The 13,615-nt window shown below is 68.7% G+C and carries 12 protein-coding genes; 6 read left to right on the forward strand and 6 right to left on the reverse strand.

Features of this window, described 5'->3' with window-relative positions:
- Positions 1–3: 3 nt before the first annotated feature.
- Together ACQ3HB_RS19450 and ACQ3HB_RS19455 are read right to left on the reverse strand one after the other, a co-directional pair.
- Positions 4–1,575 carry an HNH endonuclease signature motif containing protein gene (locus tag ACQ3HB_RS19450; protein WP_430922407.1) on the reverse strand — a complete coding sequence of 524 codons (1,572 nt, stop codon included), beginning with the start codon at positions 1,573–1,575 and terminating at the stop codon, positions 4–6.
- 424 nt (positions 1,576–1,999) lie between these two features.
- Positions 2,000–3,079, reverse strand: coding sequence for a hypothetical protein (locus tag ACQ3HB_RS19455; RefSeq protein WP_430922409.1), 1,080 nt, complete (start codon positions 3,077–3,079; stop codon positions 2,000–2,002).
- Positions 3,080–3,368: 289 nt separating this feature from the next.
- Between ACQ3HB_RS19455 and ACQ3HB_RS19460 the strand changes: the two genes are divergently transcribed.
- The 6 genes from ACQ3HB_RS19460 (at position 3,369) to ACQ3HB_RS19485 (ending at position 8,660) form a co-directional block, all read left to right on the forward strand.
- Positions 3,369–4,058: an HAD family hydrolase gene (locus ACQ3HB_RS19460; RefSeq protein WP_430922410.1), complete on the forward strand. Its 690-nt coding sequence runs from the start codon at positions 3,369–3,371 to the stop codon at positions 4,056–4,058.
- A 214-nt stretch (positions 4,059–4,272) separates the two neighbouring features.
- The gene (locus tag ACQ3HB_RS19465; RefSeq protein WP_430922412.1) at positions 4,273–5,250 is read left to right on the forward strand and encodes a phosphate/phosphite/phosphonate ABC transporter substrate-binding protein; all 978 of its coding nucleotides are present in this window, start codon (positions 4,273–4,275) and stop codon (positions 5,248–5,250) included.
- Positions 5,251–5,253: 3 nt separating this feature from the next.
- The gene (gene phnC / locus ACQ3HB_RS19470; RefSeq protein WP_430922414.1) at positions 5,254–6,078 is read left to right on the forward strand and encodes a phosphonate ABC transporter ATP-binding protein; all 825 of its coding nucleotides are present in this window, start codon (positions 5,254–5,256) and stop codon (positions 6,076–6,078) included.
- Complete coding sequence (gene phnE, locus ACQ3HB_RS19475; RefSeq protein ID WP_430922416.1) at positions 6,075–6,920, forward strand: phosphonate ABC transporter, permease protein PhnE; 846 nt, start codon at positions 6,075–6,077, stop codon at positions 6,918–6,920. The genes phnC and phnE (ACQ3HB_RS19475) overlap by 4 nt, the downstream gene beginning before the upstream one ends.
- Positions 6,917–7,819, forward strand: coding sequence for a phosphonate ABC transporter, permease protein PhnE (gene phnE / locus ACQ3HB_RS19480; protein ID WP_430922417.1), 903 nt, complete (start codon positions 6,917–6,919; stop codon positions 7,817–7,819). The genes phnE (ACQ3HB_RS19475) and phnE (ACQ3HB_RS19480) overlap by 4 nt, the downstream gene beginning before the upstream one ends.
- Positions 7,800–8,660: a MurR/RpiR family transcriptional regulator gene (locus tag ACQ3HB_RS19485; RefSeq protein ID WP_430922419.1), complete on the forward strand. Its 861-nt coding sequence runs from the start codon at positions 7,800–7,802 to the stop codon at positions 8,658–8,660. The genes phnE (ACQ3HB_RS19480) and ACQ3HB_RS19485 overlap by 20 nt, the downstream gene beginning before the upstream one ends.
- Before the next feature lie 177 nt (positions 8,661–8,837).
- Here the strand turns inward: ACQ3HB_RS19485 and ACQ3HB_RS19490 are convergent, their stop codons facing one another.
- The 4 genes from ACQ3HB_RS19490 to ACQ3HB_RS19505 are packed head-to-tail and all read right to left on the reverse strand — an operon-like array spanning position 8,838 to position 13,562.
- Positions 8,838–10,580: a hypothetical protein gene (locus ACQ3HB_RS19490; protein WP_430922421.1), complete on the reverse strand. Its 1,743-nt coding sequence runs from the start codon at positions 10,578–10,580 to the stop codon at positions 8,838–8,840.
- Positions 10,577–11,245, reverse strand: coding sequence for an ABC transporter ATP-binding protein (locus ACQ3HB_RS19495; RefSeq protein WP_430922422.1), 669 nt, complete (start codon positions 11,243–11,245; stop codon positions 10,577–10,579). The genes ACQ3HB_RS19490 and ACQ3HB_RS19495 overlap by 4 nt, the downstream gene beginning before the upstream one ends.
- Positions 11,246–11,298: 53 nt before the next feature.
- Positions 11,299–12,939 (reverse strand): acyl-CoA dehydrogenase family protein, encoded by a 1,641-nt coding sequence (locus ACQ3HB_RS19500; RefSeq protein WP_430922424.1) that lies wholly within the window; start codon positions 12,937–12,939, stop codon positions 11,299–11,301.
- The gene (locus tag ACQ3HB_RS19505; protein WP_430922426.1) at positions 12,936–13,562 is read right to left on the reverse strand and encodes a TetR/AcrR family transcriptional regulator; all 627 of its coding nucleotides are present in this window, start codon (positions 13,560–13,562) and stop codon (positions 12,936–12,938) included. The genes ACQ3HB_RS19500 and ACQ3HB_RS19505 overlap by 4 nt, the downstream gene beginning before the upstream one ends.
- Between the last annotated feature and the right edge of the window lie 53 nt (positions 13,563–13,615).

A 13,615-nucleotide genomic window follows, 5' to 3' on the forward strand; every position in this document is an offset into this window, starting at 1 on the left:
GTGTCATGGGGGTGGAGGTTGCCGCCGCGTCGGGGGGGTGCGTGTCCGGTCGAGGTGGGCTGGTGGGATGAACCACGGGGACCCGTCACGGATCCGGATGTCCCACCCGTCGGCGTGCACCCGATGGTGGTGGTGTGAGCAGAGCAGGATGCCGTTGTTGAGGTTGGTGGTGCCGCCGGTTGACCACCAGGTGATGTGGTGCGCTTGGGTGTAGGCGGGTGGGTGTGGGCATCCGGTCCAGGCGCAGCCGCCGTCGCGTTCGGCGAGGGCGATCTTCTGACCGGTGCTGAACAGGCGTCTGCTTTGTCCGAGGTCGAGGACCTGGGAGGGTCCGGTGAGGATCGCGGGGATGAGGTTCGCATCCCCGGCGAGACGCCGAACCGTGTTGGCGGTGATGGGTTCGGTGATGCCGTCGATGTGGGCTGCCCCGATACCGTCGGTGAGGTCGTGGAGGTCCATGCGGATCACGATGCTGACGGGTGCGAGCTGGGTGGCGGCTTCGGTGCAGCCGGCGACGTGGCGGCAGGTGTCCACGAGGGCATCGAGACGGAGCTGCTCGAGAGTGCGGGGCTCGGGCATGTCAGCAGGAATGGTTGGGTCCTGTTCAGTGTCGGAGGATGTGCCAGTGTCGGAGGCCGATGAACCGCTTGGGCAAGCGCCGCTTCCACTCCCGGCGGGATCTGCGGGGTCGACGAAGTGTGGGGTGCGGAGGGCTGTACTGACGACGGCATCGATCGCGCCACGCACCCACATCGCCGACGCGGGATCCAGGACCGCGGTGAGTTTCGTCATCCCGCCCGGCAGTTCCAGGATCCGCAACGACCGGCGTGAGTGCAGCATCTGCTCCCGGGGTTGGGCGCCGTCCTGGTCAAGGATCATCCGCGCACGCACCGCAGCCTTCCTCGCATCCCCAGGAGACACCCCGGAACAGTGCTCGACCAAGACCCGCTCCACCGCGGCGGTCTTCAAGGTGGTGGCGACGCGGGCACCGAGACGGAGCTCACGGACCATCACCGCCGCGGAGTCCACAGTCAGTGTCACAACCGGGGCAGCCCCAGTCGCATCCGGCACGACAAAGCTCGGTCGGATGGCTTCCGCGATCGCCGGGAACTCACACTCCTGCACCTCACCCAGGAACGTCCGCTTCGGCACCACCGCAGACCCCACTTCCACCAGCACGGCAGCACGGGCCGGGACGATCCGCCACCGGTCCGCAAGCAACGCCACCGGAGACGAATACCCGTGTGCTTTCGCGAGCCCGTCACCGCCACGCTCCTTCCCGGAACGCGCAGCAACCGTGCCCGCCCACGCCGCCTGGGCGGCATCGAGCGCGTGCTGGAGCGCACCGAGCTCCTCACCGACCCGGAGCAACCCCAGGTCGTCCATGGACTCGAGCTCCACCGCAGCAAGACCACTCGATCCCGCAATCGCCGCACCAGCAGCCGGAGCCGAACGTCCGAAGGCGGGCCGGGCGCCATCCCACACCGCGTGCAACCGGCCGAGGGACGCATCGACCGCGGCCAACGCGCCGGGCTCGGCCGAGCCGGTCGCGGTAGGTGGGGCGGTGAGGGTCATGGAAAGATCATCGCATCGACCACCGACACTGATACACGTGTCGAATATCGCGCTGATCTGGGATGTTTTCCCAACGAGTGTCACCGAGATGCGGTGATCTGATCCGTCGAGTGTTGCCCTTCGACAGGCTCAGGGAACGGGGTGCGGCATCCGGAAGGCTTGCCCTTCGACAGGCTCAGGGAACGGAGCGCGGTGCACGGGAGGCTGCCCTTCGACAGGCTCAGGGACCGGGGTGCAGCGCACGGGAGGGCCGCCCTTCGACAGGCTCAGGGACCGGGGTGCGGCGTGCGGGAGGGTTGCCCTTCGACATCAGGGACCGGGGTGCGGCATCCGGAAGGCTTGCCCTTCGACAGGCTCAGGGACCGGAGTGCGGCGTCCGGAAGACTGGCCCTTCGACAGGCTCAGGGAACGGAGTGCCAGAGGATCAGGAGCCGAGCGGGAGGGCCGTGCGCGGAGGAAGATCAGGGAACGCCGCGTTGTAGCGGAGGCGGGAGGCGGCCGAAGCGAGCGCGTCGAGCGCCATCGCATCGGGGAATGCAATGGGGAAGACCGTCACAGGGCGCAGCCCGACGAGACGACCCGCACCGTCGAATGACACCCGACCATACGCGAGAGCCGCCGGCGCCATGTCGTCCCGGACGACCACAACGGTCCGCATCGCATCGACAGGTGTCCCTTCACGAGCGGCAGCAGCAGCAGACGAGGGAAGTGCAGCAGCAGCAGCAGCACCAGCACCAGCAGAACCAGCACCAAGCCCGACCACGGGATCGATGCGCTCGTCACGAACGAAGACGACCCGAGCGCGTTTCGACATCGCGAGCGCCGAGGTGACGACTCGTTCGACGTGCGCGAGCATCGTCCGACCAGCGATCGACCCCACAGTCACGGGAGCGGGCCCGACCCCATCCCCCATCCCGTACCAGGGCGTGAGGTACGTCGGATCCTCCCCGAACACCCGAGCCACATCCCCACTCACCCAACGATCACGCTTGGCACCCCACGGGGTCGGAACCTCGGACAGCAGATACCCGTAGACGTGGAGCAGTCCCGCGTTCCCGATCGGCCAGGCGATGCCATCCGATTCCCCGAGTCCGGCGACGGCGTGCAGCGCTTCGAACGTCGCACGGTCCAGGACCGGGACCCCCGCATGCTCGTCGACGACCGTCGACAGACCCCATCGCGAGAGTCGACCACCCGCCGCATCGATTCGGATCTGCTCGACCAACCACGGCAACCGGTCAGTGATCACGGCGCGAGCGTCGAGCGGCCCACTCGCCGACGCGGAGGCCGCGACCGCCGCCGATCCGATGCCGACAGCATCGCCCGTCGAGTTCACCGTCGCAGTCGTCACAGTCGTCGCAGCGGTCACAGTGGTCGCAGCGGTCCCTGAAGCGTCCACGTCCACCTCGGCCACATGCGCCGCACGCGCAGCGTTCACGTGCAACATCGCGGCGACCTCGAGCAGCTGCGCATGTCGATCACCGGAGGTCTCATCGTTCGCCATCCGCACATCGTACGCAGAGGCGGTGAACGGTCGGCGCACCTGGGACGGCCGTGACTCGCGCATCCGCCGTCTCACCGCGATCGGAATTCACCGCTCGTTCATCTGGAGTGGTCGTTTCGTCCATTTTCGACTCCTACTCTGGACGCATCGTCCACAGAGTGATCCGGACGGCACACCCACAACGGCATGACGGCTCCAGAGTCGACGTCGCCGAAACACCCCAGCCCAATCCCGGCCCCTCCCCGGCCCAACCCGGCTCAAGCCCAGCCCCACGAAAGGACACCACCGAGTGAGTACGCGCACGAACACCCTGGTCTTCGACTTCGACGGGACGATCTCCCTCGGTCACGGACCGGTGCTCGCTTACGCCAACGGCGTCGCCGCATCGCTCCCCGCAGACCGAGCAGACTCCCTCCTCCACGAACTCACCGCCGGCCTCGCGGCGCACCCCTCCGGTCGGGTCCCGGGGACGGACGCGATCGACGGCTACGCCCTCGTCCGCGAGCTGGCCCTGTCCAGAGGCGCGGACGAAACCCAGCTGAGCGACGCCTACCTGTCGAGCCGCGAACGCCTCGCGACTCCCGACGCGCAGATCAACGCACCGAACGGACTCGTCGCGTTCCTCGCCGAAGCCAGACGCTCCGCACACCTCATCCTCGCGACGAACGCACCGGACATCCGAATCCCCGAAGCACTCGACGTCCTCGGCATCAGCGAACTCTTCGACGAGGTGCACACATCGGTCGGCAAGCCCGACGGGCTCCACACCATCCTCGATCGCTGGCTGCCGGTCGGCAGAGTGCTCGCGATCGGGGACGTCTGGGCCAACGACCTCGAACCTGCCCAACGGCGCGGAGCGACAACGGCACTCGTCGCGTCGGCCGATGATGCTCTCGAGGTCACCCCGGACTTCCGGGCGACGCACCTCGACGAGCTGTACCCCGCGATCCTCGACTGGCTCGGCATCGGCGTGGACTGACGCCGGGGCCACGCGGCAGTCGAGAGCTTCGACAGGCTCAGCGACCGGGGCCCGGACAGCAACAGAGCGCTTCGACAGGCTCAGCGACCGGGGCCCGGACAGCAACAGAGCACTTCGACAGGCTCAGCGACCGGAACCACACAGCGACCGGAACCGGACAGCGACCAATTCCTCACCCTCCACCTCCTCACCCCTCTCAACAAAGGCAGAAACCGTGATCTCCAGAAAGCACCTCACCATCGCAGGGGCGACCGTCGCCGCAGCGCTCGCCCTCGTCGGCTGCGCATCCGGCAGCTCGACCGCAGGCGACACCGCAGCACCGAAGGCCGACCCGACGTCGATCGTCCTCGCACTCGTCCCCTCGCAGGACCAGGGCGCGCTCGTCGACACCGCGAAACCCCTCACCGACTACCTGACGAAGGAACTCGGCATCGACGTCACGGGCGTCGTGTCGAAGGACTATCAGGCGGCCGTCGAGGCGATGGGGGCGGGCCAGGCGCAGATCGGCTTCCTCCCCTCCCTGCAGCTGTGGCAGGCGAAGGACATGTACAACGCATCCGTCGTCCTCCAGACCGAACGCAACGGCAACATCACCTACCCGGGCCAGTTCATGACGAACAACCCGGACAAGTACTGCAAGGACACCCCCGTCGAGCGCGACGGCAAGATGTTCTGCAACGGAGCCGACGCTCTCAAGGGACCCGCCGGCCTCGACAGCATCACGAAGATGAAGGGCGCCAAGGTCTCCGTCCTCGGCCCCGGTTCGCCCGCGGGCTACATCTACCCGATCCTCGCGCTCAAGGAGGCCGGTCTGAACACCGACACCGACATCCAGCAGGTGCCGGTCACGGCGAACGACGCGAGCGTGCTCGCCGTGTACAACGGTGACGCCGAAGTCGGCTTCAGCTTCTGGGACGCACGCGACATCGTGAAGAAGGACGTTCCGGACGTCGGCCAGAAGGTCACGGTCTTCGCGCTGACGGACGAGATCCCGAACGACGGCGTCGCCGTCTCCTCCGACCTCTCCCCCAAGCTGCAGGAGAAGATCACCAAGGCCCTCGAGGACTACTCGAACACGGACGAGGGCAGCAAGGTCCTCACCTCCATCTACTCGATCACGAAGCTCGCACCCGCGGACCCGTCGACCCTCGATGTCGTCGCCCGCGCCGCCAAGAAGCTCGGACTGGTCTGATCGATGACCGACATCACGTCGGGTGCGGAGGCCGGGGCTGCTGCTCCGGCCTCCGCGCCGTGGTCCATCCGGGCCAGGAGTCTCACCGTCCGCTACCCCAACGGGGTCACCGCGCTCCGTGACGTCGACCTCGACGTCGCCGCGGGCGAGATGGTCTCGGTCGTCGGCCTCTCCGGTTCGGGCAAGTCGAGTCTCATCCGCACCATCAACGGCCTCGTACCGGTGACGAGCGGAACACTCGAAGTCGGGGGGACCCCGTTGCACAGCGCACGACCGAGGGAACTCCGTCGACTGCGCGGCGACATCGGCATGATCTTCCAGGGGTTCAACCTCGCGAAGCGGACGAGCGTCCTCAACAATGTGCTCGTCGGCCGTCTCGCACACACACCGACATGGCGGACGCTGCTCGGCGCCTACACGGCAACGGATCGACGGATCGCCTTCGAGGCACTCCATCGCGTCGACATCCTCGGCAAGGCGTGGGATCGCGCATCGAGCCTGTCCGGCGGTCAGCAGCAGCGCGTCGCCATCGCACGAGCGCTGAGCCAGGAACCACGGCTCGTCCTCGCCGACGAACCGGTAGCGAGCCTCGATCCGCCAACGGCACGCGGCGTGATGGAGGACCTCAAGCGCATCAATGAGGACCTCGGGATCACGGTCCTCACGAACCTGCATCTGATGGATCTCGCCCGTCGGTACGGCTCCCGCATGATCGGTCTCCGTGCTGGAGAGATCGTCTACGACGGACCTGCAGCGACCGCGACGGATGACGACTTCGCAGCGATCTACGGACGCTCGGTGCAGCGCGAGGACGTGCTCGAGGCATGAGCGCGCCAGCAGCCGTCGGCACCGAAGCAGCAGCCACGACAACAGCCGCTCGTGCCATCGTTCCACCGCCCCGCCCCGCGGGCCGATGGAAGCCGTGGGCCGCCCTCGCCGTCGTGCTCGCGATCACGGCCGTCGCGATGAGCCCGCAGTGGGGCATCGCATTCGGCTTCGACGCGATCGCCCGCAACTGGATGAACGGAGCCGAGAAAGTGCTCCGACTCCTGCAACCGGACTGGTCGTTCTTCCCGCGCACCGTCGCACCGCTCGTCGAGACGGTTCAGATGGCCGTCATCGCGACCGCCATCGGCGTCATCGTGTCGTTGCCGCTCAGCCTGTGGGCGGCACGGCTCACGAACCCGAATCGCATCGGTCGCGGCGTCCTCCGCACGATCCTCAACATCGTTCGGAGCATCCCGGAACTGCTCTACGCCTCGATCCTCGTCGCGATGGTCGGTGTCGGAGCGCTCCCCGGCATCATCGCGATGGTCCTCTTCACGATCGGGATCGTCGTGAAGATGGTCTCCGAGGCGATCGAAGCGAACGATGCCGGGCCCATCGAAGCCGGGCGGGCCGCCGGAGGCACGCAACTCCAGATCAATCGCGCCGTCGCGCTCCCCGACGTGTGGCCGGCCTTCATCGGGCAATCGCTCTACGTCCTCGAACTCAACGTCCGGGCGTCGGCCGTCCTCGGGCTCGTCGGCGCCGGTGGCCTCGGTCTCCTGATCGACGCCGTGCGCACCTACTACCGGTACGACCAGCTCGCCCTCATCATCCTCGAGATCCTCGTCATCGTCGTCGCGATCGACCTCATCTCCGCCGCTGTCAGAAAGCGACTCGTATGACCGCCACCGCACCGGCCCGGGCGACACCGCCGACCCCTCCGAACCACCCGACATCGCCGGGCGGGCGACGGGGCACAGGCGTCCCCGGCATTTCTGGCATCCCTCCGAAACCACGGCATCCGGCCGTCACCGTCGCCTGGGTCGTCGTGACGCTCATCGTCGTCGCGTCGTTCTGGTCGATCGAGATCGCGTGGGGTCGCCTCGCCGAGCTCCCGGCGGCGATCGTCCGCTACACGTGGCTCATGTTCTCGAACCCCGACTGGTCGAAGCTCCCCGAAGCGCTCCTGCAGACCTGGCGGTCGCTCGAGATGGCGTGGGTGGGCACCTTCCTCGGCATCATCGTCGCCACACCGCTCAGCTTCCTCGCCGCCCGCGGCTTCGGTCCTGCACCCAGCCGATGGTTCCTCCGCATCCTGTTCAGCGTCATCCGTGCAGTGCCGGAGATCATCACGGCCATCATCATCCTGTCCGTCACCGGCCTCACTCCACTCACCGGCGCACTCGCGCTCGCCGTCGGCAGCGTCGGAACCCTCGGCAAGTGGGGGTATGAATCGATCGAGGGCGTCGACCCAGGTCCGATCGAAGCCGTCCGAGCCGCAGGAGGGCGCACGAGCCAGGCGATCCGTTGGGGCGTCTGGCCCCAGGTCACGCCCGACTTCCTGTCGTTCTGGCTGTACCGCTTCGAGATCAACGTCCGCGCATCTGCCGTCCTCGGTCTCATCGGCGTGGGAGGGATCGGCGACATGCTCACCTCCTACACGCAGTACCGCGAGTGGTCCACTGTCGGTATGTTGCTTCTGGTGGTGATCGTCGTCACCATGTCGATCGACGCCGTCTCCGGATTCCTCCGGCGCCGGATCACCGAGGGGGTGCCGGTCCGTGAACTGGTCGGGAACTGACGAAGCAGGGCCCACGACGCGCATCGCGTCCGTCCTCAACGCTCTGCAGCCGAGCGAACGCCGGGTCGTCGACCTCATCCTGCAGGATGCCGCGGGGATGGTCGAGATCACGGCTCAGGAACTCGCGGATCGTGCGGGCGTCGCGCGATCGACGGTCGTCCGCACGTGTCAGACCCTCGGGTACCGCGGGTATCCGCAGCTCCGGGTCGCACTCACCCGGGAACTCGCGCAGGCGCCCGGGCGCGACCAGGACTACGGCTCGACGGCACTCGGGCGGATCCGGGCCGATGTCGACGCCCTCGCACTGAGCCTTCCGCAGATCACGAGCCTCCTCGACGACGGAACGGTCGACCGGGCCGTCGACGGCATCGTCGGAGCCGGACGGGTGCTCGCCATCGCGAACGGGTTGTCGTCGCCCCTCGCGACCGATGTCGCGATGCGGTTGACCGCGGTCGGCCGGCCGGTCGAGTTCGTCGCCGACCCCATCGGCCAGCAGATCGCGGCCCGTGGACTCGGCGCGAACGACCTCGGCCTCGTCATCAGCGGCAGCGGAGCGAACGACTCGACGCTCCGCTCCGCGAACGCGGTCAGAGCGGCCGGCGCGAAGCTGGTCGCCGTGACCTCGTTCAGTCGCTCGCCGCTCGTGTCGATCGCGGATGTGACGCTCGTCGTGGCACCGGCATCCGGCTCGTTCCGGCACGAACTCGAGCACACCTCCCGCATCCCGCACGCGGTCCTGCTCGAAGCGCTCGTCGACGTCGTCGCGTCACGCCTCGGCGAGGTGTCGCGGGCGAGCCGATCGATCGTGCTCGACATCCTGAGCGAGAACCTGAGCGACTAGGGCATCCAGGCCCGCGCACCCGCCCGGCTTCGCCGCACGAGACGAGGAGAACCGCCCGAAGGAAGGACGATTTCGGGTGAATTGTCCTCTCCTCGCGCGCTTCTCCTGTTCTCGTGCAGCTTCGTCTCCGGCGAGTCAGCGTCTGGATGGACGACTGCGACGGGAGAGGCACCTGCATCACGCCGGCGCGGAAAGCTTCTGCAGGCGATACGACGCGATGAGCCCCACGATGAGGGTCGCCGCCAACAACCAGACGTAGCCGAACGCTTCGATCGTTGGAGCGAACGCCGTCAGTCCACCACCGACGACGAGCGCGAGCAGCACGGCGTCGGACTGCCAGAGCAGCACGTTGAGGTGCGAGACGTCACCGACCGGGGTCGACACCGGCATGAGCAACCCGATCGGCAGCGGGCCCTTCGCCGCGTCGAACACCCGCAGGACGACGCTGAACACGACGAGCGCACACCACCAGACGAGTCCAGCGATCGGAGCGCCGAACAACACGATGGCCATGGCCGCGCCGATGCCGCCGAGCACGAGCGCAGCGACGAACGGAGCGATCGATGCCACAAGGACGAGCTCTGTCGGCGTGCGTCCGTAGAGGGTCGGCGTGCCCGCGCTCGCGACACCCTGCCTGACGCCGTCGCACCAGACGCCGATCGCGAGGAAGATGACGAGTCCGAGGGGAACCGCGAGGACCCACCCGACGCCGTCGGGGAGGTTCATCGACGCCGCCACCGCGAACCCGCAAGCCAGGAGCACGGCGCTTCCGACCACTGCCCGCACCGGGTATCGCAGGAGCCCGACGATCGAACGGAGGACGGCTGCGAGCGCGAGGGACCGAGGCATCGGGAGGTGGATGCGACGACCACGGCTGGGCGGTGGGCGGAGGTGTCCAGCCGCTCCAGCGGCATCGCCCGTCTGCACGAGGACGGCGACGGACTGCCATCTGCGGGACTGCTCGAGGAGGTCGGCGCTCCGGAGTCCGTCGAGGAGGCGTGGGACCGCGAACACGACGAGCGCGACGAGCACGAGGGCGACGGCAGGCCACCAGAGTGCACTCCCGGCGACGAACGCGAACGAACCGCCCGCTTCAACCGGCCCGACAACACCGCCGACGAGCTGTGCCCACAACAGACCGATCCACCCCCACGGCGTGAACGCGAGAACGGAAGGGGTGAGGAGTGCGATCGCGGAGGTGAGCACCGCGGCTCCCGCGAGCCCCCAGACCACACCGCGGGCGCGACGCTGCGCGGCGAGCCACACGACGGCCAGGAACGCCGTGAAGGCCACGACACCGACGAGGAACGGGATGACGGTCTCGGCCGTCGGCGGTGGACCTCCGACCATGAGGATGCTCACGCTCGCCGAGTCTCCGTCGGCGCTGATCGTGTACTGCGGATCGGTCCCGGCCGTGACCGTGGCCGGGGTCGCGGGGTCACCGGAGCCGGCACGATCGCTCGCCGCGCCGCCGCCGCCGATGAGCCGGGAGATCGCGACGATCCCGCCGATCAGGAATCCACCGACGACGAGCGCGAGCGATGACAGGACGAAGGGACGACGCAACGTCATCCGTCTGGGCAACGGCGAATCCGCGAGGAACTGCACGGCAGACGGCCTCGGCACGACGGGCCCACGAACGGAGCCGCCGGAGGCCACGAGGAGCACGGCGAGCGCCGCGACGATCGAAGCACCGACCCCGAACCGATCCTGTCCCAGGGCGGTGAACGCTTCCGGCGTGAGCAGCCCGATGACCGCCAAGCGGACGAGTGGAGCGCCTGCGATGAGCACGGCCAGCCCGCCCGCGTAGGCGAGATAGGCGATGTCGGCGATGCTCGGTCGTCCGTTGCGTCCGGCGAGCACCGATCGGGCGCTCCGGAAGGTCCGGCGGTCCGCGGCGCGACTGGTCAGATCGCTCACGGGGCTTCGACGGTGATCGAGTCGTCGGCGATCCGCTCGATGAGCTCCGCGTTGTGACTGGCGAACACGATCGCGGCCCCGTCTGCTTTGGCGAGGTTCACCCGATCGGCGACGACCGCACGGCGTTCGGCGTCGAGGCGCTGCTCGGGTTCGTCGAGGATCAGGACGTCGAATGGTCGGACGAGCGCTGTCGCGAGGGCGAAGAGCTGCGACTGCCCGGAGGAGAGTTCATGCACGAAGCGCCGGGACAGCGTGTCGATGCGCAATGCTTCGAGGAGCGCATCCGATGCGTCGTCCGCGGCGTCCCCGGTGACGCCCCACGTCGTCGAGATGTAGCGGAGGTGCTCGCGGACCGTCAGGTCCGGTGCGAACGCAGGAGTCCCGATGAGGGCGGAGACCGAACGTCTGATGACCCGATCACGATCGTCGACCACACGACCGTCGATGGCGACGGACCCGCTCGACGGGCGGAGCCGCCCGCTCAGGATCCGCAGCAACGTGGTCTTGCCCGACCCGTTGCGACCGCGGACGGCCAGGGCGCGCCCTGCCGCGACCGAGACGTCCGTCGGCGACAGCAGCACCTCGTCGTCGATCGTCGCCTCGACCGCCCGCGCGTCGACGAGCGCCGAACGACCTGCTTGCTTCCCCGAACCACTTCTCCCCATGCCGCCATCCTCGCACGGGTGCCGGTCGATGTTCCGATCGGCGCCCGCACGTCTCACGCCCGCGCGAGGATCTCCCGCAGCCCGAGGCCCGCCGGGAGCTCGCCGGGGAGGAGCCCGCGCGATGCACCGAGTCGCGCCTGAACGAAGCCCTCCGCGACTGCGGCCGGCGCCGTCCGCACGAGCAGCGACGCCTGCAGGGAGAGCGCGAGCGAGGAGACGAGTCGTCGCGCCTGGCCGGCGGCCTCCGCAGCGGTCTCTGGAGCCGCAGCGAGCGCAGCGACCTCCCTCGCAAGCCGACTCGTCCGGGCCAGATGCGCATCGAGCAGGCCGTCCGCCCCGGCCGCGAGTCCGACCTCGGCGTCGAAGGCGTCGAGCGACTCCGGCTCCCGGGAGATCGCTCGCAGCACGTCGAGCGCGATGACGTTGCCCGAACCCTCCCAGACCGCCATGACCGGCTGCTCCCGGTAGCGACGAGCGAGCGGGAACGCCTCCGTGTAGCCGTTCCCGCCGAGGCACTCGAGCGCTTCGGCCGCATGCCCGGGTCCGCGCTTGCAGATCCAGTACTTCGACACAGCGGTCGCGAGACGGCGGAACGACCGATCGGCCTCCGGCGCATCGGCGTCATGAGCGCGCGCGAGCCGCATCGACACGGCCGTCGCAGCCTCCGATTCCAGGGCCAGATCGGCGACGACGGCCGTCATCGCCGGCTGGTCGACGAGCAGCGCCCCGAAGGCCGCGCGTCGACGAACGTGCCACAGCGCTTCCGCGGTCGCCTGCCGCATCCCGGCGGTGCTGCCGTAGACGCAGTCGAGCCGCGTCCGCGCGACCATCTCGATGATCGTCCGGACGCCGCGGCCGTCCTCACCGAGGAGGAACCCGATCGTGCCGTCGAGCTCGATCTCGCTCGACGCGTTCGATCGGTTGCCGAGTTTGTCCTTCAGCCGCTGGATGAGGAACGTGTTGCGTGTCCCGTCGGGAAGGACTCTGGGCACGAGGAAGCAGCTGAGGCCTGCTCCCGTCTTCGCGAGGACCAGGAACCCGTCGGACATGGGCGCACTGCAGAACCACTTGTGGCCCGTGAGCCGATGCGATCCGTCACCGGCGTCGACGGCGAGCGTCGTGTTCGCGCGGACGTCGGAACCGCCCTGCTTCTCCGTCATCGCCATGCCGAACAGGGCCGAGCGCTTGCCCGCGTGCAGGACGGGATCGTACTCACGGCTGAGCACCCGAGGAAGCCATTCTGCGGCGAGCCCGTCGTCGACGGCGAGCGCAGGGACGACCGAGTGGGTCATGGAGATCGGACAGGCGTGGCCCGGCTCGACCTGTGCGAAGAGCATGAAGGTCGCCGCACGTGCGACGTTGGCGCCCGGCCGCGGGTCCGCCCACGCCGAGGTGTGCGCGCCAGCCGCGACGGCGTCGCCGATGATGCGATGGTACGCCGGGTGGTACTCGACCTCGTCGATGCGATGCCCCGTGCGGTCGAACGGGACGAGTTCCGGCTCGTGCGTGTTCGCGAGCTCGGCATCGTGCTGGAACGACGCCGTGCCGACGAGCGCTCCGGTCCGTTCGAGCTCGAGGACGGCCCAGCCCGCGTCGTACCGCTCGACCGCTTCGACGAGCGGCGTGTTCGTCGTGAACTCGTTGACGTCCGTACGCGGCTCGACCTGGTTCACGACGTCGTGCGTGCCGCTCATCGCCCGGCCTCCGTCGCCCCGACCGACCGCAGGCAGAACGCCAGGATGCTCGACACGAGCTCGTCGGTCGTCACCTCGCCCGCGTCCAACGGCGAGAGCGGACCCGTGAGCGCTTCGCCGATCGCGCCGGTCAGTCCGGCACCGCTCACGCGTGCATCCTGAGCAGCGAAGTCGCCCGACGCCACACCCCGACGCACGATGGCTTCGAGCGTGTCCGCGTAGGCACGGCGATAGCGGAGCCGTTCGCTGTCGATGAGCTCGTCGACGGGCTCGACGAGGAGCGCCCACGCGAGTCGACGACCTCGGACGGCACGTCGGGCGAAGGTCTCGACGAGCGCACCGAGCTGAGCGGTCGCACCCGCATGCTCGACGACGTCGACCGCTTCCCGAACGGCCAGCAGCTCACCGGCGGCGTGTTCGCGGAACACCTCGGCGAGCAGGTGCTCACGGGTGTCGAAGTAGGTGTAGACGGTTCCGGCGCTCACTCCGGCGAGTGCGGAGACCGCCTTGACGCTCGCCGCACGGAAGCCGGACTCCGCCACGATCGAGCTCGCCGCATCGAGGAGCGCCCTGGACCGATCAGCCCTCGCCTGCCTCGTCGATTCCGTCGTCCGATACGCCACGTCGCGCCTCCCGCCTGCCCGCTCCGCTCGCTGGACGCGAGGGGTCACGGGGT

Origin of the sequence: Plantibacter lichenum, from assembly GCF_050587525.1 — a bacterium.
GTDB lineage: Bacteria > Actinomycetota > Actinomycetes > Actinomycetales > Microbacteriaceae > Plantibacter.